The 19,483-nt window shown below is 71.3% G+C and carries 20 protein-coding genes; 12 read left to right on the top strand and 8 right to left on the bottom strand.

All coding sequences use genetic code 11. The features are described from left to right. Positions 1–35: 35 nt before the first annotated feature. Both AB1K54_RS04230 and AB1K54_RS04225 read left to right on the top strand, forming a co-directional pair. Positions 36–1,544 carry a DEAD/DEAH box helicase gene (locus AB1K54_RS04230; RefSeq protein ID WP_371201453.1) on the top strand — a complete coding sequence of 503 codons (1,509 nt, stop codon included), beginning with the start codon at positions 36–38 and terminating at the stop codon, positions 1,542–1,544. Between the two features lie 196 nt (positions 1,545–1,740). Beyond that, the gene (locus AB1K54_RS04225) at positions 1,741–2,592 is read left to right on the top strand and encodes an endonuclease domain-containing protein (protein ID WP_371201452.1); all 852 of its coding nucleotides are present in this window, start codon (positions 1,741–1,743) and stop codon (positions 2,590–2,592) included. Between the two features lie 7 nt (positions 2,593–2,599). Here the strand turns inward: AB1K54_RS04225 and AB1K54_RS04220 are convergent, their stop codons facing one another. Next, on the bottom strand, positions 2,600–3,553 hold the full coding sequence (locus AB1K54_RS04220) for a DUF817 domain-containing protein (RefSeq protein WP_371201451.1): 954 nt from the start codon (positions 3,551–3,553) through the stop codon (positions 2,600–2,602). A gap of 186 nt (positions 3,554–3,739) precedes the next feature. Between AB1K54_RS04220 and AB1K54_RS04215 the strand changes: the two genes are divergently transcribed. Then, a complete protein-coding gene (locus AB1K54_RS04215) occupies positions 3,740–4,126 on the top strand; it encodes an SHOCT domain-containing protein (protein ID WP_371201450.1) in 387 nt (128 codons plus the stop codon). 40 nt (positions 4,127–4,166) lie between these two features. Here AB1K54_RS04215 and AB1K54_RS04210 read toward each other — a convergent pair whose 3' ends face one another. Next, the gene (locus AB1K54_RS04210) at positions 4,167–5,030 is read right to left on the bottom strand and encodes a PHP domain-containing protein (protein WP_371201449.1); all 864 of its coding nucleotides are present in this window, start codon (positions 5,028–5,030) and stop codon (positions 4,167–4,169) included. Positions 5,031–5,126: 96 nt separating this feature from the next. Here AB1K54_RS04210 and AB1K54_RS04205 point away from each other — a divergent pair, with 96 nt between their 5' ends. The 3 genes from AB1K54_RS04205 to AB1K54_RS04195 are packed head-to-tail and all read left to right on the top strand — an operon-like array spanning position 5,127 to position 9,417. Further along, positions 5,127–6,155 (top strand): endonuclease/exonuclease/phosphatase family protein, encoded by a 1,029-nt coding sequence (locus AB1K54_RS04205; protein WP_371201448.1) that lies wholly within the window; start codon positions 5,127–5,129, stop codon positions 6,153–6,155. 44 nt (positions 6,156–6,199) lie between these two features. After that, positions 6,200–7,618: an aminopeptidase P family protein gene (locus AB1K54_RS04200; RefSeq protein WP_371201447.1), complete on the top strand. Its 1,419-nt coding sequence runs from the start codon at positions 6,200–6,202 to the stop codon at positions 7,616–7,618. Beyond that, complete coding sequence (locus tag AB1K54_RS04195) at positions 7,615–9,417, top strand: gamma-glutamyltransferase family protein (RefSeq protein WP_371201446.1); 1,803 nt, start codon at positions 7,615–7,617, stop codon at positions 9,415–9,417. The genes AB1K54_RS04200 and AB1K54_RS04195 overlap by 4 nt, the downstream gene beginning before the upstream one ends. 16 nt (positions 9,418–9,433) lie before the next feature. On the opposite strand, the gene AB1K54_RS04190 is transcribed toward AB1K54_RS04195, so the two are convergent. After that, positions 9,434–10,090 carry an alpha/beta family hydrolase gene (locus AB1K54_RS04190; RefSeq protein ID WP_371201482.1) on the bottom strand — a complete coding sequence of 219 codons (657 nt, stop codon included), beginning with the start codon at positions 10,088–10,090 and terminating at the stop codon, positions 9,434–9,436. Positions 10,091–10,127: 37 nt separating this feature from the next. Beyond that, the gene (locus tag AB1K54_RS04185) at positions 10,128–10,829 is read right to left on the bottom strand and encodes a general stress protein (RefSeq protein WP_371201445.1); all 702 of its coding nucleotides are present in this window, start codon (positions 10,827–10,829) and stop codon (positions 10,128–10,130) included. Positions 10,830–10,869: 40 nt separating this feature from the next. Between AB1K54_RS04185 and AB1K54_RS04180 the strand changes: the two genes are divergently transcribed. Genes AB1K54_RS04180 through AB1K54_RS04170 form a run of 3 tightly spaced genes read left to right on the top strand, consistent with a single transcriptional unit; the run spans position 10,870 to position 13,849 of the window. Beyond that, on the top strand, positions 10,870–12,162 hold the full coding sequence (locus tag AB1K54_RS04180) for a magnesium transporter MgtE N-terminal domain-containing protein (protein ID WP_371201444.1): 1,293 nt from the start codon (positions 10,870–10,872) through the stop codon (positions 12,160–12,162). Next, complete coding sequence (locus AB1K54_RS04175) at positions 12,162–12,698, top strand: DUF1003 domain-containing protein (RefSeq protein WP_371201443.1); 537 nt, start codon at positions 12,162–12,164, stop codon at positions 12,696–12,698. The genes AB1K54_RS04180 and AB1K54_RS04175 overlap by 1 nt, the downstream gene beginning before the upstream one ends. After that, on the top strand, positions 12,695–13,849 hold the full coding sequence (locus AB1K54_RS04170) for an Mrp/NBP35 family ATP-binding protein (protein ID WP_371201442.1): 1,155 nt from the start codon (positions 12,695–12,697) through the stop codon (positions 13,847–13,849). Before AB1K54_RS04175 ends, AB1K54_RS04170 begins: the two co-directional genes overlap by 4 nt. Before the next feature lie 5 nt (positions 13,850–13,854). Here the strand turns inward: AB1K54_RS04170 and AB1K54_RS04165 are convergent, their stop codons facing one another. After that, the gene (locus AB1K54_RS04165; protein ID WP_371201441.1) at positions 13,855–14,235 is read right to left on the bottom strand and encodes a twin-arginine translocase TatA/TatE family subunit; all 381 of its coding nucleotides are present in this window, start codon (positions 14,233–14,235) and stop codon (positions 13,855–13,857) included. Positions 14,236–14,309: 74 nt separating this feature from the next. Here AB1K54_RS04165 and AB1K54_RS04160 point away from each other — a divergent pair, with 74 nt between their 5' ends. Continuing rightward, positions 14,310–14,945 (top strand): O-methyltransferase, encoded by a 636-nt coding sequence (locus AB1K54_RS04160; protein ID WP_371201440.1) that lies wholly within the window; start codon positions 14,310–14,312, stop codon positions 14,943–14,945. A 56-nt stretch (positions 14,946–15,001) separates the two neighbouring features. On the opposite strand, the gene AB1K54_RS04155 is transcribed toward AB1K54_RS04160, so the two are convergent. From AB1K54_RS04155 to dapE, 3 genes are all read right to left on the bottom strand, one after another. Next, the gene (locus AB1K54_RS04155; protein WP_019179788.1) at positions 15,002–15,175 is read right to left on the bottom strand and encodes a DUF3117 domain-containing protein; all 174 of its coding nucleotides are present in this window, start codon (positions 15,173–15,175) and stop codon (positions 15,002–15,004) included. A 94-nt stretch (positions 15,176–15,269) separates the two neighbouring features. Then, positions 15,270–16,520 carry a hypothetical protein gene (locus AB1K54_RS04150; protein WP_371201439.1) on the bottom strand — a complete coding sequence of 417 codons (1,251 nt, stop codon included), beginning with the start codon at positions 16,518–16,520 and terminating at the stop codon, positions 15,270–15,272. Continuing rightward, a complete protein-coding gene (dapE, locus tag AB1K54_RS04145; RefSeq protein WP_371201437.1) occupies positions 16,508–17,578 on the bottom strand; it encodes a succinyl-diaminopimelate desuccinylase in 1,071 nt (356 codons plus the stop codon). The genes AB1K54_RS04150 and dapE overlap by 13 nt, the downstream gene beginning before the upstream one ends. An 88-nt stretch (positions 17,579–17,666) precedes the next feature. Here dapE and dapD point away from each other — a divergent pair, with 88 nt between their 5' ends. Together dapD and ppk2 are read left to right on the top strand one after the other, a co-directional pair. Continuing rightward, positions 17,667–18,623, top strand: coding sequence for a 2,3,4,5-tetrahydropyridine-2,6-dicarboxylate N-succinyltransferase (gene dapD / locus AB1K54_RS04140; RefSeq protein ID WP_371201436.1), 957 nt, complete (start codon positions 17,667–17,669; stop codon positions 18,621–18,623). Between the two features lie 43 nt (positions 18,624–18,666). Then, positions 18,667–19,452: a polyphosphate kinase 2 gene (gene ppk2 / locus AB1K54_RS04135; RefSeq protein ID WP_371201481.1), complete on the top strand. Its 786-nt coding sequence runs from the start codon at positions 18,667–18,669 to the stop codon at positions 19,450–19,452. The last annotated feature ends 31 nt before the right edge of the window (positions 19,453–19,483 follow it).

The raw sequence follows: 19,483 nt of genomic DNA, 5'->3' as shown, positions 1-19,483 counted from the left end.
CAGGCAGCATCTCACTGCCGGACAGGCACAGAATCGTGACGACCTTCGCCGAACTCGGCGTCGATCAGGACATCGTCGACACCCTCGCAACCCGCGGCATCATCGACGCGTTCCCGATCCAGGAGCAGACCATCCCCCTGGGCCTTCCCGGCCAGGACATCATCGGCCAGGCCAAGACCGGCACCGGCAAGACCTTCGGCTTCGGCATCCCCGTGGTCCAGCGCCTCGGGAAAGACCCCGCACCCGGTGTGAAGGCGCTGATCGTGGTGCCCACGCGCGAGCTCGCGGTGCAGGTCTACGAAGACATGGACATGCTGACCTCGGGCCGCTCGACCAGCGTCGTGGCCATCTACGGAGGCAAGGCCTACGAGGGCCAGATCGACCAGCTCAAGGCCGGCGCCCAGATCGTCGTGGGCACCCCCGGGCGCCTGATCGACCTCAACAACCAGCGTCTGCTCGACCTGTCGAACGCGACCGAGGTCGTGCTCGACGAGGCCGACAAGATGCTCGACCTCGGGTTCCTGCCCGACATCGAGAAGATCTTCTCGAAGGTGCCGGCGGTGCGCCACACGCAGCTGTTCTCGGCCACGATGCCCGGGCCCATCGTCGCCCTCGCGCGCCGGTTCATGTCGAACCCGATCCACATCCGGGCCACCGATCCCGACGAGGGCCTCACGCAGGCGAACATCCGTCACCTCGTCTACCGCGCGCACTCGCTCGACAAGGACGAGGTGATCGCCCGCATCCTGCAGGCCGACGGCCGCGGCAAGACGGTGATCTTCACGCGCACCAAGCGCGCCGCCCAGAGGCTCGTCGACGAACTGAGCGACCGCGGCTTCAACGCCGGCGCCGTGCACGGCGACATGAGCCAAGAGGCGCGCGAGCGCTCGATGGCGGGCTTCAAGGCCGGCAAGCGGGATGTGCTGATCGCCACCGACGTCGCCGCGCGCGGCATCGATGTCGATGACGTCACGCACGTCATCAACCACACGATCCCCGACGACGAGAAGACCTACCTGCACCGCGCGGGCCGCACCGGCCGCGCCGGAAAGACCGGCATCGCGGTGACGTTCGTCGACTGGGAGGACCTGCACAAGTGGGCCCTCATCAACCGCGCGCTCGAGTTCGGCCAGCCCGAGCCCGTCGAGACGTACTCGTCGAGCCCGCACCTTTACGCCGATCTCGACATCCCGGCTGGCACGAAGGGCCGCATCGCGACCGCCCCCAAGACGCAGACGGTCAAGTCCCAGCCGCAGCCCGAGAGGGCGACCGATGCCGCAGCAGAGGGCGAGTCGACCGGCGCGAGCCGTCGCCGTCGCCGGCGCCGCTCGTCGTCCGATCGCGTGGGCTCGACCTTCGAGGCACAGGCGGACGCCACCTCGACGAACCAATCCGACGGCGCCGCGGCATCCGACTCGGGCGACCGCGCCGACGGCGGCGGCACGCACAACGGGGGCGGCAAGGAGCACCACGACGGCAAGCCCGCTCCGGCACGTCGGCGCCGTCGTCGTGGCCCGCGCTCCAGCGCGCCCGCCGCGTCCTGACGCGCGGCGCGCGGCATCCAGAGAAGGGCGCTGCGCCGGAATCAGGACGCTGCGCCGACTTCGGTCCTGATCTCGACGCAGAAGCCTGATCTCGCAGCGCGCGGACGCCTCCTCCCCAGCGCGCCTCGAGCGCACAGCCTCCACAGATCCCACGCAACGCGAGTACGGCGCCCAGGCGCCCTGTGACGCTGGCCGTATGGGCAAGCATGTGCAGTTCCTCGAGTGGCTGGGTCGCAAGGGCGGTGTGACGCACACCCGTGAGGCGGGCCTCGCCGGGTACGCGAGCCGCACGATCGCCGAGGCGGAGCGCCGCGATCTCGTCCGGCGCATCCGCCGGTCGTGGATCGTGCTTCCGGGAACGGATGCCGCCACCCTGGCTGCGGTGTCGGTCGGCGGCCGGGTCACCTGCGTCACCGCCGCGTCCGCCCTCGGCATGTGGGTTCCGCACGCCGCGCAGGGCGCTGTCCCGCATGTGGCGGTCCCATCGACGGCTGGAAGAATCCCGCGTGAGGGCATCCGCCTGCACTGGGCCCGCGGACCCGCACCGATCCCCGCGCACGCCGTGCGCGAGCATCCGCTGAACGTGCTCGCCCATGTCGCGACGTGCCTGGATCGGGTCGACGCGCTCGCGGTGTGGAACTCGGCGGCGCGGATGCCACGGCTCGAGCCCGACGTGCTTCGATCCGTCGCGTGGTCCGACGCCCGCGCTCGCAAGCTGGCACGCGCGGTCTCGGTGCTGTCCGACTCGGGTCTGGAGACCCACGCGGTCGAGGGTCTGCGCGCTCTCGGCCTCCGGGTGCGTCAGCAGGTCTGGGTCGCCGATCAGCCCGTCGACGTGCTCGTCGGCGATCGGCTGGTCGTCCAACTCGACGGAGCCCATCATCTCGAGCAGGCACAGCGGCGCCGCGACATCCGTCATGACTCCCGGCTTCGGCTCATGGGCTACACGGTCATGCGCTTCGACTACCAGCAGGTGCTCTTCGACTGGCCGTTCGTCGAATCGACGATCACGGCGGCCGTCGCCCAGCGTCTGCACCTGGTGGCGTGACGCGGGATCAGGGCGATGCGCCGGAATCAGGACCCGATGCCGGGATCGGGCCTGTATTCGACGACGCAGCCTGATCTGGCTGCCCACGGCCGCGCCGCGCGGCGAACACCTCGACGGACGGCGGCCGCGGCGGATACACCCACGCCACGAGCACGACCGAGATGATCATGAGCAGGAACCACGACACGAGCTTCGTGATCGAGACCGGATTCCACCCCTCGGCCTGGCTCGGGTACAGCCACGCACCGGCCCACGTGCCGATGTTCTCGGCGAGATAGATGAACACGGCGACGCCCGCGAACGCCGCGAGCAGAGGCATCCGGATCACCCGCCGCCACACCCGCGCGTACATCACGGTGCGCAGCCACAGCACGATCACAAGCGCCAGCAGCACCCACCGCAGGTCCCACCAGAAGTGGTGCGTGAAGAAGTTGACATAGATCGCGGCGGCCACGAGCGCCGTGAGCCATCGGCGCGGGTAACGCGTGAACCCGAGATCGAAGAGGCGATACACGCGCACCATGTACGACCCCACGGCCGCGTACATGAAGCCGCTGAAGAGGGGCACCCCCGCGATGCGCAGCACGCCGTCGGCGGCATAGGCCCACGAGCCGACATCGGTCTTGAAGATCTCCATCACGGTGCCGGTGACGTGGAAGAGCACGATCACCCACAGCTCGCGGCCGGTCTCCAGGCGCGCGGCGACCATCACGACCTGGATGACCACCGCCGCGATCGTGAGGAAGTCGTTGCGTGCCAGCGCCGCCTCGTCGGGGTACCACAGCCGCACGGCGACGATCACCGCGAGCAGGGCCGCGCCGAAGACGCATGCCCATGCCTGCTTGAGCACGAACACCGCGAACTCCACGAGGTTCGCGCGCGCCCCTCGCTCGGGCGCGTTGCGCAGCAGACGATGGGCGACCGCGTCGATGCGCCGCTCGAGCGCGGTGGACTGCCGCATCCGTCTACGCTAACCCGCGCGGGCCGGCTCTCCGGATTCCCCCGCGGCGGGTGATCCTCCCTCCTTCGGGCAGCGCGTTCGCGCATCCCATTCCCTCAGGACTCGCGCCCCGCCATAATCAAGCCCAGGGGCGGTATCCGGCCGGCTCCGCGCTGCTGGCAGCGGCTTGACAACCGAGGAGTCTCGATGGACTTGTGGTCCAATTTCTGGAGCGTCATCTGGTGGTTCCTGTGGGCGTTCGTCTTCATCGCATACCTGTTCGCTCTCTTCGCGATCATCGGAGACCTCTTCCGCGACCAGAAGCTGAACGGCTGGTGGAAGGCGGTGTGGATCATCTTCCTGATCTTCGTGCCCTTCCTCACCGCGCTGATCTACCTGATCGCGCGCGGCAACGGCATGGCCCAGCGCAGCGCGAAAGAGGCCGCGGCCGCCCAGTCGGCTGCCGACCAGTACATCCGTCAGGTGGCCGGCGCCAGCCCGTCCGAAGAGATCGCGAAGGCCAAGGCCCTTCTCGACTCGGGCGCGATCTCGCAGGCCGAGTACGACCAGATCAAGGCGAAGGCTCTGTCCTGACCCGCTGAGCGCCGCGGTCGCCCGCGGCCAAGCGCCCCCGCTATGCGTAGACGGGGGCGCTTCCGCGTGCGCGCGCGATGAGACGCGCGAGCATGTCATCGCTCGTGGTGTGCTCGCCGGGCTGGTTGGGCTTGCCGAGGCCGTGGTAGTCGCTGGACCCGGTGACGAGCAGGTCTCGCTCGTCGCACAGGCGGCGCAGCACCCGCACGCCGCTCTCGCGGTTCTCGCGGTGGCCGAGTTCGAATCCGCCGAGTCCCGCGTCGAGCATCTCGTGCAGCAGCGGCATCGGCAGCAGCCCCGATCGACCCGCCGGGTGCGCGATGATCGGCACGCCCCCGGCGCCGGCCACGAGCGACACCGCCGTCACCGGATCGGGTGCGAACAGCGCCACGTAGTACGCTGCGCCCGGGCTGAGGATGCTCGAGAAGGCCTCGGCGCGATCGCGCACGACCCCTCGCGCGACGAGCGCGTCGGCGATGTGCGGGCGCCCGACGGTGGCGCCGTCGCTGGTCTGGGCGACGATGTCGTCCCAGTGCAGGTCGTAGTCGCGCGCGATGCGCTCTGCCATCACCCGCGCGCGGTCGAGCCGAGACGACCGGATGCGGTCGGTCATTGCCACCAGCGCCGCGTCGTCGGGGTCGAACAGGTACGCGAGCACGTGCACGCTGCGCCCGTTGTGCCGGGCCGAGAGCTCCATTCCCGGGATGAACGTCATGCCCAGCGATGCCGTGGCCTCGGCAGCCTCGGCCCAGCCCGAGGTCGTGTCGTGGTCGGTGAGGGCCGCGGTGCGCAGCCCTGTGCGATGGGCCGCCGCCATCACCTGTGCCGGAGGCTCGGTGCCGTCGGAGTGCGTGGAGTGCAGGTGGAGGTCGCTCGGCCCCTCGAAGCGCGCTCTGTCCGGCATCCTTCGAGGGTACCGCCCAGGGCATGACTCGCCGTGGATGACCGCCTCGGCCGGACGTTTCGGGATTTCCCAGCCTGCTCGCCTAGAGTCGCGTGCGTGCTTCGCCTGCTCGGGATCCTGATCGCCGTCCTGTGCGCGATCGCTGCCGCAGTCCTCACCTGGCCGGCGTTGTTCCGCATGGACCGCGTCTATCCGGTCGCCCAGGTGGTCTCGTTCCGCGGCGTGGTCGTGGTCGGGATGCTGGCGGTGCTCGTGATCGCGCTGCTGGTGGCGATCGCGCGCCCCGCCCGTGCGTTCGCCCTCTCGATCGCGGCGATCGCCGTCATCGCCGTGGTGGCCAACGGCGCGACGCTCGCCGCGCGCGGCATGGGCCGCGAGTCCCTGCCCGACCCGACGAAGACGAGCGTGCGGGTCATGACGTGGAACACCGCCGGCGACGCGACGGCACCAGACACGATCGCCCGGATCGCGGTGGCGATGGACGCCGACATCGTGGCGCTGCCCGAGACGACGATCGAGACCGGCGGGGCCGTCGCCGTCCTCATGCGCGAGCTCGGCCACCCGATGTGGGCGCACCACGCCGAGAACCCCACGACCGAGTGGGACGCCGGCTCGACGACCCTGCTCATCTCGCCCGACCTGGGCGAATACTCCGTGATCGAGTCGTCGCTGGACGGCTCGAGCAACACCTCGACCGTGCCGAGCGCGGTGGCGATGCCGATCTCGGGGGACGGACCGATCGTGGTGGCCGCGCACGCCGTTGCCCCGCGCGAATCGTACATGCAGAGCTGGCGCGACGACCTGCAGTGGCTCGCCGACCAGTGCGCCGTGCCGAACGTGATCCTCGCGGGCGACTTCAACGCCACGCTCGACCACATGGGCGGGCTCGGAACAGAAGGCGGAACGCTCGGGCGCTGCCACGACGCGGCCGCCGAGACCGGCAACGGCGCGATCGGAACGTGGACGACCACGCTGCCGGAGCTGCTGGGCGCCCCCATCGACCATGTGATGGCCACCGATGACTGGCACCCGACCGGCTCGCTGGTGCTCGGCTCGATGGACGGCGAGGGCAGCGACCACCGGCCGCTGATCGTGCAGCTCGACCAGGCGCCCGCGGACGACTGAGAATCGCCGGGTCGGGCGTGGCCGGTCCGTGGGAGACTGGGCAGATGAGCACGACAGGCGACACCACGAGCGAGATCCACGCCGAACCACAGGCCGAGGCCACCGCCACCACCAACCGCAAGCAGCCCTTCGGCCGCGGTTTTCTCGACACGATCTCGACCGGATGGGCCAACCGGCCGCAGTCCCTCCCGGCGCAGCGCGAGCAGGCCTCGTTCGCCGCGCGACGGCGTGAGGCGGTGTCGGCGGCGTTCCCCGGCAGACGGGTCGTCATCCCCGCCGGCGAGCAGAAGCAGCGCAGCAACGACACCGACTACGCGTTCCGCGCGCACTCCGCGTTCTCGCACCTCACCGGCTGGGGCGCCGACTCCGAGCCCGGCTCGGTGCTCGTGTTCGAGCCGCGGGCGGGCGGCCACGACGTCACGCTCTACTTCCGCGAGCGGGCCGACCGCACGACGGCGGAGTTCTATTCGGATGCCTCGATCGGCGAGTTCTGGATCGGGCCGCGCCCCGCACTCGCGGGCGTCGCAGCCGACCTCGGCGTCGCCACGGCGCACATCGACCACTTCGCGGCGGGCGAAGACGATGTGCTCCTCGGCGAGGACGACGACCTCACGCGCTTCGTGTCGGAGCTTCGGCTCACCAAGGACGACTACGAGCTCGCGCAGCTGCGCCTCGCGATCGCGGTGACCGCCGACGGCTTCGACGACATCGTCGCGAACCTGCCGCGCATCATCGAGCACCCGCGCGGCGAGCGCGTGGTCGAGGGCCTGTTCCACCAGCGCGCCCGCAACGAGGGCAACGGCGTGGGCTACGACACGATCGCCGCCTCCGGTCCGCACGCGTGCTACCTGCACTGGACCCGCAACGACGGCGCCGTGGTGGCGGGCGACCTGATCCTCATCGACGCGGGCGTCGAGGTCGACAGCCTGTACACCGCCGACATCACGCGGACGATCCCGGTCAGCGGCCGGTTCACCGACATCCAGCGCAAGATCTACGAGACGGTGCGCGAGGCGGCCGATGCGGCGTTCGCCGCCGCCCGGCCGGGCGTGACATTCCGCACCGTGCACGAAACGGCGATGTCGGTCATCGCCGCGCGCGTCGCCGAGTGGGGCCTGCTGCCGGTGACCGCCCAAGAGGCGCTGGATGCCGACGCCGGTGGCCAGCACCGCCGTTACATGGTGCACGGCACGAGCCACCATCTCGGCATCGACGTGCACGACTGCGCGCAGGCCCGCCGCGAGATGTACTACGACGGGCTGCTCGAACCCGGCATGGTGTTCACGATCGAGCCGGGGCTGTATTTCCAGATCGACGATGTGACGGTGCCCGAGGAGTACCGCGGCATCGGCGTGCGCATCGAGGACGACATCCTGATGACCGCGGACGGACCGGTCAACCTCTCGGCGGCGATCCCCCGCACCGCGGACGAGGTCGAGGACTGGGTCGCCCGGCTCGCATGAGCTTCACGCCGCCTGCGTCGTTCGCCACGCGCCCCACGCTCTCGGGCACGTTCGGCATGGCGGCCTCCACACACTGGCTCGCCACGGCGACCGCGCAGTCGGTGCTCGAACGGGGCGGCAACGCCTTCGACGCCGCGGTCGCGGGGGCGTTCGTGCTGCACGTCGTCGAGCCGCATCTGAACGGACCGGGCGGCGATCTGGTCGGCATCTTCGCGACGGCCGACGATGAGACGCCGACCGTGCTCATGGGCCAGGGGCCCGCGCCGGCGGCGGCCACGATCGAGCACTACCGCGGCGAGGGCCTCGAGCTGGTGCCGGGGGCGGGCGCGCTGGCGGCGGCGGTGCCCGGGGCGGTCGACGCGTGGCTGCTGCTGCTGCGCGACCACGGCACATGGGAGCTCACCGACGTCCTCGCGTACGCGATCGGCTACGCGCGAGGCGGCGTTCCGCTCCTGCCGCAGGCCGCGGCGACGATCGGGCGGGTGGCGGGGCTGTTCCGTGAGCACTGGCCCACCTCGGCCGCGCTGTGGATGCCCGACGGCGAGCCGCCCGCACCGGGCTCCATCGTGCGCAACCCGGCCTACGCCGATGTGCTCGACGGCCTCGTCCACACGTCCTGCACGGTGCGCGACGACGGGCCGGTGGGCCGCGCCGCGCGGATCGACTCGGCGCGGCGAGAGTGGAAGACGGGGATCGTGGCGCACGAGGCATCCGCGTTCCTGGCACGGCCGCACCGGCATTCCGAGAGCGGAACACACGCCGCCGTCATCACTCCTGACGACTTCGCCGCGTTCGATGCCGGGTACGAGCCGGCCGTCACGGCCCAGTTCCGCGGCGCGACGATCGCGAAGGCGGGCGCCTGGAGCCAGGGCCCGGCGATGCTGCAGACTCTGCGCCTGCTCGACCCGCTCGACGACGACCGCCTCGACCCTTCGCAGGTGATCGGCGCCCACACGATCCTCGAGGCGCAGAAGCTCGCCTATGCCGACCGAGACGCGTGGTACGGCGACGACGACGTCGACCTCGACACGCTCCTCTCGGACGACTACGCGGCCGAGCGCCGCGCGCTCATCGGCGAGACCGCCTCGGCCGAGCACCGCCCGGGACGGCTCGGCGGGCGCGACGGCTTCCGCCCGCCGCTGCGCACGGCCGATACCGCGCCTTCGGCCGCGGGCACCGGTGAGCCGACCGTCCAGACGTCGGGTCGAACGCGCGGCGACACCTGCCACATCGACGTGATCGACCGCTGGGGCAACATCGTGTCGGCGACGCCGTCGGGAGGCTGGCTGCAGTCGTCGCCGACGATCCCCGCGCTCGGCTTCTGCCTGGGCACACGCCTGCAGATGACGTGGCTCGAGCCGGGGCATCCGTCATCGCTCGTTCCCGGCCGCAGGCCGCGCACGACGCTCACGCCCACGCTCGTGCTGAAAGATGCGCGCCCGTGGTTCGCGATCGGCTCGCCCGGCGGCGACCAGCAGGATCAGTGGCAGCTGCTCGCGCTCCTGCGCATGATCGTCGGCGGCTACCGCGCGCAGGAGGCCATCGACGCCCCGGCGCTGCACACCACCGCGATGCCCGGGTCGTTCTGGCCGCGCGCGTGGACGCCCGCGGGCGCCGTCGTCGAAGATCGCCTCGGCGCCACCGTGATCGAGGGGCTGGAGCGCCGCGGCCACCGCGTGACGCGCGCCGGCGACTGGGCGCTCGGACGCGTGTCGGCCGTGGGGGTCGACCGCGACGCGGGCCTGCTGTGGGCGGCCGCGAACCCAAGGGGCATGCAGGGGTACGCGGCGGGGCGGTAGTGCGCCGCCTTCGGAGCTAGCGCGGCACGGCGAGGAACTGCGCCACCAGCGGCGCGAGTCCCGCCCCGATCTCGTCGGCCGGTCGCTTGCGCCCCTTCACCTCGAACGAGTGGCCGCCGCCCTCGATCCACGCGACGCGTGCGTCCTGGCACGCGGCGACGACCTCGTCCAGGCGCTCGCGGGGCTGGATGAAGGGGTCGTTCGTTCCTTCCACGAACAGCTGCCGCGCGGCCACGGCGGCAAGGTGCGCCGAGCGCTCCTTGTCGGGCCGCCCGGGCGGATGCAGCGGATACCCGAGGTACACCAGCGCCGCCGGCGAGATCGCCCCCTCGGCCGCGGCCATCGACGCCATGCGCCCGCCGTACGACTTGCCGGACGCGATCGCCGGCATGCCCGGCACGGCGGACGCCAGGTGGGTCATCGCCGCGGACCACGTCGCGATCGCGTGGGCGGCGGGCCCGGGCATCCGGCGCCCCGCCTCGACGTACGGGAACGCGAACCGCAGCGTCGCGAGGCCCTGCTCGCGCAGGGCGCGCGCGAAGCCGACGAGGAACGGATGCCGGTGCCCGGCGCCCGCGCCGTGCGCGATGGCCACAGCAGCCCAAGGTGCGGTGTCCGGAAGCTCGAGGTCGGCCGAGACCGGGGCGATCCCCTTGGGCAGCGCCACGGGAATCCGCTCTGCACCGGGCTCTGTCACCGCGTCCGGCCGATCACGCGCGCGGGTGGTCGCGATCGTCCGGCTCGGTCGGCGCGTCGGGGTCGGGGGGCGCGCCTTCCTCGTCCGCGGCATCCGTGCTCTCGGCGTCGGGCACGGCCGGGGCGACGCGCTGGCCGTACTTGGGCGGCTCGGACGAATCGGGCGCGACCCGTTCGCCGTACTGCGGCGGCCCGGGCCGTTGCGGTGCGGCCTCCGTCGCGGCAGGAGCCGACGCGGGCGTCGCCGGCACGGTGCCGAGCACCTGGCGGGCCCGGTGGATGCTGTTCGAGAGCACGTGCACCGCGTAGTTCTCGGCCACGACCTGCGTGACCGACGCGTAGTCACGGCGGCGGCGGACGATCGAGAAGGTGACGAGGCTCAGCAGCATGCCGATCGCGATGCCCACGAACAGCACCCCGACGAAAGCCTGGATCTGCACCGTGGGCGAGCCGAGCACGAAGATCGCGGCGAACAGCAGACCGAGCAGGAGTCCATTGACGGCGCCGGAGCGTGCCGCCGTGGCGTACCCGAGGCGACCGGTGACGCGTTCGACCGAACGCAGCCCGTTCCCGACGACGGAGATGTCGCGCGCGGGGATGTCGGCGGCGATCAGGGTCGACACCGCCTTCTGCGCGGCCTCGTAGGTGGTGAACTCCGCGACGGTGTGGCCTGTGTCGTCGGGTCCTTGCGGAAAGCGGCCGCCCATCATGCTCATGCCCCTCATCCTCCCACGCGGCCCGGACTACGCTGGACGGGTGAGCACGCAAAGGGTATTCGTCGCGCGCCTTGCTGGTTGCTCGGTCTTCGACCCCGCGGGTGACCGCCTGGGCCGCGTCCGTGATGTCGTCGTCATCTATCGAAAAGACGATCCGCCGCGGGTGGTCGGCCTCGTGGTCGAGATCCCGGGGCGCCGCCATGTGTTCATGTCGATCGGCCGCGTCAGCTCGATCGCGCCCGGCCAGGTCATCGCGACGGGTCTGATCAACGTGCGGCGGTTCCAGCCGCGCGGCGGCGAGGTGCGCGTGATGGCGGAGCTGTTGGGGCGGCGCGTCTTCCTCAACGACGGCTCGGGCGACGCCGTCATCGAGGACGTCGCCATCGAGCGCAGCCGCATCGGCGACTGGGACATCGGGCAGCTGTTCCTGCGCCGTCCGAAGACGAGCGCGTCGCCGTTCGCCAAGGGTCCGACGACCTTCGCCGCGTGGGCGGACGTGCGCACGAGCGCACCGGGCGAGGCGCAGTCGGCCGAGCAGCTCGTCGCGACCTACTCCGACCTCAAGCCGGCAGACCTGGCCAACACCCTGCTCGACCTTCCCGAGGATCGCCTGATCGAGGTCGCCGAGGAACTCCCCGACGACCGTCTCGCCGACGCGCTCGAAGAGATGCCCGAAGAGGAGCAGGTGCACATCCTCGAGGCGCTGGGCGACGAGCGCGCCGCCGACATCCTCGATGCGATGGAGCCCGATGACGCCGCCGACGTGCTGGGCCAGCTCTCTGAGGACCGTCTCGAAGAGCTGCTCGAGCTCATGGAGCCCGAAGAGGCCGAGGACGTCCGTGCGCTGCTGAAGTACGGCCCCGACACCGCGGGCGGACTCATGACGAGCGAGCCCATCGTGCTGTCGGCGGACTCGACCGTCGCCGAGGCGCTCGCGCTCATCCGCCGCCACGAGCTGCACCCTGCGCTGGCCGCCGCGGTGTTCGTCACGCTTCCGCCGTACGAGACTCCGACCGGGCGGCTGCTGGGCACCGTGCATTTCCAGCGGATGCTGCGCTACCCGCCGCACGAGCGGCTCGGCACGATCATCGACGACACGCTCGAGCCGGTGGCCGCTGGCGCCAGCGCCGCCGAGGTCGCGCGCCTGCTGGCGAGCTACAACCTCGTCTCGGTCCCCGTCGTCGACCAGGGCCATCGCCTCGTCGGCGCGGTCAGCATCGACGACGTGCTGGACTATCTGCTGCCCGACGACTGGCGATCGCATGACGCCGATCATCCGGTCGAGGCATCCGAATCCCGACCCACGACCGCGAGCATCCCGAGGAGGCGCTGATGGCACGCACCAACCGCCGGATGGCGCTGGATGCCCCGCGCGGGCGCTCGGGCATGCTCGGCGCGCGCACACCGCAGCCCTCGCGCGATCGCTTCGGCCGGTTCTCAGAGGCCTTCGCGCGCGGCATGGGCACCTCGGGATTCCTCATCGGCATGACGGTCTTCGTCGTCGTGTGGCTGACCTGGAACACGCTGGCCCCGCGCGAGCTGCAGTTCGACCCGCGCGAGTACAACTACACGCTGCTGACACTGATCCTGTCGCTGCAGGCCTCGTACGCGGCGCCCCTGATCCTGCTGGCGCAGAACCGGCAGGACGACCGTGACCGCGTGCAGATCGAGCAGGATCGCCAGCGCGCCGAGCGCAACCTCGCCGACACCGAGTACCTGGCGCGCGAGGTCGTGGCCCTGCGGATGGCGCTCACCGACGTGTCGAGCGAGGTGCTCACGCGCGATGCGCTGCGCGCCGAGCTGAAGGCCCTGCTGGATCAGCTGCAGCCACGCACCGAGGTCGCCGAGCCCGACCGCGCGGCGAAATGACCGACGCCTCCCGGACCCAGCGCGTGCGGGCCGCGGTCGGCGCCGTCACCGACCCCGAGCTTCGGCGCCCGCTTTCTGAGCTCGGCATGCTCCGCGAGATCGCGGTGCGCGGGGCGGTCGCGCACGTGGGCATCGCGCTGACGATCGTCGGATGCCCCGCCGCGACGCGCATCGAACGCGACGTGCGTGAGGCCGCGGCATCGGTCGTCGGCGTAGAGGAGGTCGAGGTGACGGTGGGGGTGATGACCCCCGCCGAGCGCGCCTGGCTCACCGAGCGGCTGCGCGGTGGCCGCGCGCCGCGCACGATGCCGTTCGGCCCCGACTCGCTCACCCGCGTGATCGCGGTCACCAGCGGCAAGGGCGGCGTCGGCAAGTCGACCGTCACGGCGAACCTGGCTGTCGCGCTCGCCGAGCGGGGCCTGGCCGTCGGGCTCGTGGACGCCGACGTGCACGGCTTCTCGATCCCCGGGCTGCTCGGCCTCGTGGACGCCGACGGGCTGCCGCCGCAGCCGACGCGCATCGACGACCTCATGCTGCCGCCGGTCGCGTACGGGGTGAAGACGATCTCGATCGGCATGTTCCTGCGCCGCGGCGACGCCAACGGCCCGCTGGGCGCCGTCGCGTGGCGCGGTCCGATGCTCCATCGCACGGTGCAGCAGTTCCTCACCGACGTGCATTTCGGCGACCTCGACGTGCTGCTGCTGGACATGCCGCCCGGCACGGGCGATGTCGCCATCTCGGTCGGGCAGCTGCTGCCCCACGCCGAGGTCGTCGTCGTGACCACGCCGCAGGCGGCGGCGTCCGACGTCGCCGTGCGCAGCGGCCTGGTGGCCCGTCAGACCGGGCAAAGGGTGATCGGCGTCATCGAGAACATGGCGGCCCTCGTGCTGCCGGACGGCTCGACGCTCGACCTGTTCGGGTCGGGCGGCGGTGCGGATGTCGCGGCGGCGCTGTCCCGCGACGGCGAGGACGTGGCGCTGCTCGCGTCGATCCCCCTCAGTGCCTCGCTGCGCGCCGACGGCGACGCCGGCACGCCCGTCGTGATCGCCCATCCGGACGACCCCGCAGCCGTCGCCGTGCTGGCGCTCGCGGAGCGTCTGGCGGGCCCCCGCGGGCTCTCGGGCCGCTCGCTGCCGCTGCGCCCCGCGTGAGCGGGTCAGGTGGCTTCGGAGTCGAACGGCGGCACCTCGCCCGGCGAGAACCGCGCCGGGGGGTCCGGGGGCGCGAGCGGCGCGGTGATCGCCGCTGCGGCAGCCGCCGTCTTCACCGTCGCGACCGGCGCGTCCTCGAGCAGCGCCTCACGGATGATGCGGCGCGGGTCGTACCGGCGCGGGTCGAGCGTGCGCCAGTCGATGTCGTCGAAGTCCTCACCCATCTCGTCCTTGACGCGCGACTTCGCGTCGGTGAGGTAGCCGCGCACGCGCTTGGTCAGGTTGGCGAGAGCCTCCGCGTAGCGAGGCAGCCGCTCGGGGCCGATCACGAACGCGGCGATGACACCGATCAGCAGAAGCTTCTCGATCGTCAGGCCGAAGAACATGCACTCAGATTACCCGCGAGCGCGGCGCCTTCCCGCACCGCACGGTCGCAGTAGGCTGGCGCGGAAGGAGAACCATGCCCGACCTGCACGCGAACAACCGGTTCGCCGATGAAGCGACCTTCGAACCCGAGCACATCGCCCGCGCCCGCGCGCACGCGATGGAACTCGGCGCGGCACCGGTCAGCCCCGCCGTGGGCGCGCAGTGCGCGGTCATCGCCGCCGCCTCACGGGCCCTCAACATCGTCGAGATCGGCACGGGCGCGGGCGTGTCGAGCCTGTGGCTGCTGTACGGTTCGCCGCGGGCCACCCTCACCACGATCGACAACGAGCCCGAGCACCTGGGCGCCGCGCGTCAGGCGTTCGCCGACGCGAAGATCCCGCCCGCGCGCGCCCGCTTCATCACGGGGCGCGCGTCCGAGGTGCTTCCGCGCATGAACGAGGCGTCGTATGACATCGTCCTCGTCGACGCCGACCCCGAAGGGGTCATCGAGTACGTCGAGCACGGCCTGCGCCTCGTGCGCGCCGGCGGCACGGTGCTCGTCCCGCGCGTGCTGGCGGGGGGCGCCGTGGCCGATCCTGTCCGGCGCGACCCGATCACGTCGGCGTACCGCTCGCTCATCCAAGAGACCCAGGCCTCGCCCGCCGTCATCGGCGCGCTGTCGATCGTCGGCGAGGGGCTGCTTCAGCTCACCACGGTTGAGGCGGACTGACGCAGAAGCGGAACGGCCGGTCTGAGGACCGGCCGTTCCGCTTCTGCGTCAGCGTGTCACGCGGCGTTGACCACACCGCCGAGCACGTCGTAGAGTTCCTTCGCTTCGGCGTCGTTCACCGATACGACGAGGCGTCCGCCGCCTTCGAGCGGAACGCGGACGATGATGAGGCGCCCTTCCTTCACGGCCTCCATTGGCCCGTCTCCGGTTCTCGGCTTCATCGCTGCCATGGTGGCTCCCTTTCGTCGATAGGTCTGCCTCCCAAGTTTATCCCGTGCCGCGACGCCCCGAAAATCGCGGCCCGGGCACTGGGGATCCGCCGACTCACGGAACGCTCCAGATCGTGTTGCCGAGCCCGTACATGTTGTAGATCCACCACCACTGCCCGACGAGGCACGCCAGGACCACTCCGGCGCGCCACCAGGCCGACCGCGGCATGGCCGCGGCACCCCACAGCGGCGAGAGCGGGACGAGCAGCCGAAAGAGGCTCGACTGCGGAAAGAACACCGCCAGCAGGTACACGAGGTAGGCGGCGGCCCACAGCCGGATGTCGGCGCCCAGCCGCCGCACGTGCGGCTCGAACAGCAGCAGCGCGGCGGCGCCGATCACAGCCGCCACGAGCGCCGCGACCGCGAGCCAGGCCGGCAGCCCCCACTGCGCGAACCAGTACTGCGCGCCGATCACGAACCCGTCGAACGGGAGGAAGGCTCCGTCCCACCCGGGGATCCAGTTGCGCCGCCAGGCGAGTTCGGTCGAGAGGTACGCGGACGAGTCCCCGGTGACGACCGCGGCGATCACCTGCCACGCGAAGCCGACGACCGCCGCCAGCAGCCCCGTCGCCACGATGTGGACGACCTGCGCCGTCGAAAGCGCCTCGCGCCGCCGCGTCACCCAGCGCACGACCCCGTGGAGGGCGAGGAAGAGCGAGAAGGCCAGAACGCCAGGACGAGTGAAGCCCATCAGCGGGATGAGCAGGTACAGCCACGCGTAGCGGCGCAGCATCACCGCCCACAGCGCGAGGAACAGCAACAGCAGGAAGAGCGTCTCGGCGTACGCGACCTGGAACAGGCCCGCGAGCGGCCCGAACGCGAAGAACACCACCGCCCACGTCGCCATCGCGTCGTCACCGCGCAGGCGGAGCATCCGGTACAGCACGAGGCAGGCGCCGTAGCCCGCCGCGAGCGATACGAGGATCGCACCTTCCGGCCAGCCGCCCAGCAGCACCCCGAAGGCGTTCGAGAGATATGCGTAGATCGGCATGAAGGCCCACGGGTTCTCGGCCACCTGACCGGCTCCCGTGAGCGGGAGCACCGACGGGTACCCGTTCAGGGCGGCGAACCAGTACCACTGGCCGTCCCAGCCGGTGACGAGCGTGACGAGACTCGGCGCCACACCGAACCGTGACGAGAATCCCGACATCGCACTGGTCATCAAGAACAAGACCGTCGTCACGGCCCGTGCAATGACATAGATCGCGAGCACCCGCACCGCGACCGGCAGGCGCCCCCATGCCCGCACCAGCCCCGGCCGGGTCGGCGGCTTCTGCGGCTCCGGCGGCTCGGTCAGCTCAGCCACGCCCGCAGGCCGCGCTCGACGTCTGCTATCTGGGCGAGCGGCACGCGCTCCTGGTCGTGGTGCGCCAGGCTCGGGTCGCCCGGCCCGTAGTTGACCGCGGGAACCCCCAGCGCCGAGAAGCGCGCCACGTCGGTCCAGCCGTACTTGGGCCGCGGCTGGGCACCGACCGCCGCGACGAACTCCTGCGCGAGCGGGGCGTCCAGCCCGGGGCGGGCGCCGGCGGCGCGATCGATGACCTCGACCTCGAAGCCCGCGAGCACCTCGGTCACATGCGCGATCGCCTCGTCGATCGAACGGCTCGGGGCGAAGCGATAGTTCACCTCGACCTCGCACAGGTCGGGAATGACGTTGCCGGCGATGCCGCCGCCGATGCGCACCGCGTTCAGCCCTTCGCGGTAGGCGAGGCCGTCCACGACGATCTCCTGCGGCTCGTACCCCGCCAGCCGCGCGAGGATCGGGGCCGCCGCGTGGATCGCGTTGTCGCCCATCCACGCGCGGGCGCTGTGCGCGCGCACGCCGTGGGTGCGCACGATCGCCCGCAGGTTGCCGTTGCATCCGCCCTCGACCTGGCCGTTGCTCGGCTCGCCGAGGATCGCGAAGTCGCCGGCGAACAGGTCGGGCCGCGTGCGCGCGAGCCGGGTCAGGCCGTTGAGATCGGCATCCACCTCCTCGTGGTCGTACCACATCCACGTGAGGTCGACGCGAGGGTCGGAGAGCTCGGCCGCGAGCTTGAGCTGCACCGCGACGCCGGCCTTCATGTCGACGGTGCCGCGACCCCACAGGTACGCCTCGCCGTCGATCTCGATGTCGCGCGTGGGAAGGTTCGCGTTGATCGGCACCGTGTCGATGTGCCCCGCGATGACCACCCGCTGCGCACGCCCCAGGTCGGTCCGCGCGACGATGGTGTCGCCGTCGCGGTACACCTCGAGATGCGGCAGCGCCCGCACGGCCTGGTCGATCGCGTCGGCGAGGGCGAGCTCGTCGCCCGAGACGCTCGGGAGGTCGCAGATGGTTCGGGTCAGATCGACGGATGACGCGGAGAGGTCGAGCGGCGGCATCCCCCGAGTCTATCGACCGCGCCTTCGTCGCCCGCCCTCGGCCGCCGCGAGCGCGGGGGTCGAGACGAACCGCGCTACCGTGGAGGGCATGACTGACGCGCGCTGGGTGTGGGGTGTGGGCCTTGCCACGACCTCCGAGAACGGAACCGTGCTCGATACGTGGTTCCCCGAGCCGAAGGCGGGGCGCATCCCGCTCGGCTACGACCCCACGATGCCCCCGGAAGACCTCGAGCGCCACGCCGTGGCCGACCCCCGGCGCGCAGTCACCGTCGACGTGGTGACCCTCGAGGTCGATCTCGACGCGGCGCCGGCGTCGACCTCGGACGCGTACCTGCGTCTGCACGCGCTCTCGCACCGGCTCGCGCGTCCCAACGAGGTCAACCTCGACGGGGTGTTCGCCCACCTGCCGAACGTCGCGTGGACGACTGCGGGGCCGATGCATCCCGACGACGCGACGCGCCTGCGGCCGTTCCTGCAGCGCGACGGCGTGCAGCTGCAGGGCCTCGACAAGTTCCCGCGCCTGCTCGACTACGTCACGCCCCCGGGTGTGCGGATCGCGGATGCCTCGCGTGTGCGCCTCGGGGCCTACCTCTCCCCCGGCACCACCGTGATGCACGAAGGCTTCGTGAATTTCAACGCCGGCACCCTCGGCGCGTCCATGGTCGAGGGGCGCATCTCGCAGGGCGTCGTCGTCGGCGACGGCAGCGACATCGGGGGCGGCGCATCCATCATGGGCACGCTGTCGGGCGGCGGCACGCACAAGGTCTCGATCGGGGCGCGCACCCTCCTGGGCGCCAACGCGGGAGTGGGCATCTCGCTCGGCGACGACTGCGTCGTCGAGGCGGGGCTCTACGTCACCGCGGGGTCGAAGATCGTCCTGGCGGACGAGCCGCCGAAGGCGGACGGCACGCGGCCCATCGCGAAGGGGTCCGAGCTGTCAGGCGTCGACGGGCTGCTGTTGCGGCGCAACTCGATCACCGGCGCGGTCGAGGCGGTTCGGCGCTCAGGCGTGGGCGTGGCGCTCAACGAGGCGCTGCACGCCTGAGACGGCATCCGAGGCGGGCTAGGCTCCCAGCATGTCGAAGCGCATGAGCAAGAGCGTCTACGAGTCCGAACTGCGCACCCTGCAGTCACGCCTGGTCGACATGCAGGCGTGGGTGCAGGCCTCCGGCGCCCGCGTCGTGGTGATCTTCGAGGGGCGCGACGCGGCGGGCAAGGGTTCCACGATCAAGCGCGTCTCGGAGTACCTCAATCCCCGCGTGGCGCGGATCGTCGCGCTGCCCGCGCCGACCGAGCGCGAACGCACGCAATGGTACTTCCAGCGCTATGTGCCGCACATGCCCGCCGCGGGCGAGATCGTGCTGATGGACCGGTCCTGGTACAACCGCGCCGGCGTCGAGCACGTCATGGGGTACTGCACGAACACCGAATACCACCGGTTCCTGCACCAGGCTCCGATCTTCGAGCGCATGCTGGTCGAAGACGGAGTGATCCTGCTGAAGTACTGGTTCAGCGTGTCGCCCGAGGAGCAGGAGAACCGCTTCCGGTCCCGCGCCGAAGACCCGATGCGCCGATGGAAGCTGTCGGCCAACGACGTCCTGTCGATCACGAAGTGGGAGGACTACTCTCGCGCGAAGGACACCATGTTCGTGCACACCGACATCCCCGAGGCGCCGTGGTTCGAGGTCCCGTCGATCGACAAGCGCCGCAGCCGCATCAACATGATCCACCACCTGCTCTCGCGCATCCCCTACGAGCTCGTCGAGCGGGCGCCGATCGTGATCCCCCCGCGGCCGCCCTCGGGCGGCTACGAGAGGCCGCCGCGAAACCTCGAGAACTATGTGCCGGACTACGCCGCGACGCTGATGGACTGAACAGAAAGGGGGCCAAGAGCGGATGCCGCTC

Origin of the sequence: Microbacterium sp. BWT-B31 (assembly GCF_041379855.1) — a bacterium.
Taxonomy (GTDB): Bacteria; Actinomycetota; Actinomycetes; order Actinomycetales; family Microbacteriaceae; genus Microbacterium.
The sequence above is the reverse complement of the archived record's forward strand: the minus strand, read 5'-3'. Positions and strand labels throughout refer to the sequence as shown.

What these genes read in the sequence shown, in the direction of transcription:
- AB1K54_RS04225 (WP_371201452.1), top strand. Translation starts at nt 1,741, where the DNA reads ATGGGCAAGCATGTGCAGTTCCTCGAGTGGCTGGGTCGCAAGGGCGGT.
- AB1K54_RS04220 (WP_371201451.1), bottom strand. Translation starts at nt 3,553, where the DNA reads ATGCGGCAGTCCACCGCGCTCGAGCGGCGCATCGACGCGGTCGCCCAT.
- AB1K54_RS04215 (WP_371201450.1), top strand. Translation starts at nt 3,740, where the DNA reads ATGGACTTGTGGTCCAATTTCTGGAGCGTCATCTGGTGGTTCCTGTGG.
- AB1K54_RS04210 (WP_371201449.1), bottom strand. Translation starts at nt 5,030, where the DNA reads ATGCCGGACAGAGCGCGCTTCGAGGGGCCGAGCGACCTCCACCTGCAC.
- AB1K54_RS04200 (WP_371201447.1), top strand. Translation starts at nt 6,200, where the DNA reads ATGAGCACGACAGGCGACACCACGAGCGAGATCCACGCCGAACCACAG.
- AB1K54_RS04195 (WP_371201446.1), top strand. Translation starts at nt 7,615, where the DNA reads ATGAGCTTCACGCCGCCTGCGTCGTTCGCCACGCGCCCCACGCTCTCG.
- AB1K54_RS04185 (WP_371201445.1), bottom strand. Translation starts at nt 10,829, where the DNA reads ATGAGCATGATGGGCGGCCGCTTTCCGCAAGGACCCGACGACACAGGC.
- AB1K54_RS04175 (WP_371201443.1), top strand. Translation starts at nt 12,162, where the DNA reads ATGGCACGCACCAACCGCCGGATGGCGCTGGATGCCCCGCGCGGGCGC.
- AB1K54_RS04170 (WP_371201442.1), top strand. Translation starts at nt 12,695, where the DNA reads ATGACCGACGCCTCCCGGACCCAGCGCGTGCGGGCCGCGGTCGGCGCC.
- AB1K54_RS04165 (WP_371201441.1), bottom strand. Translation starts at nt 14,235, where the DNA reads ATGTTCTTCGGCCTGACGATCGAGAAGCTTCTGCTGATCGGTGTCATC.
- AB1K54_RS04160 (WP_371201440.1), top strand. Translation starts at nt 14,310, where the DNA reads ATGCCCGACCTGCACGCGAACAACCGGTTCGCCGATGAAGCGACCTTC.
- AB1K54_RS04155 (WP_019179788.1), bottom strand. Translation starts at nt 15,175, where the DNA reads ATGGCAGCGATGAAGCCGAGAACCGGAGACGGGCCAATGGAGGCCGTG.
- dapE (WP_371201437.1), bottom strand. Translation starts at nt 17,578, where the DNA reads ATGCCGCCGCTCGACCTCTCCGCGTCATCCGTCGATCTGACCCGAACC.
- dapD (WP_371201436.1), top strand. Translation starts at nt 17,667, where the DNA reads ATGACTGACGCGCGCTGGGTGTGGGGTGTGGGCCTTGCCACGACCTCC.
- ppk2 (WP_371201481.1), top strand. Translation starts at nt 18,667, where the DNA reads ATGAGCAAGAGCGTCTACGAGTCCGAACTGCGCACCCTGCAGTCACGC.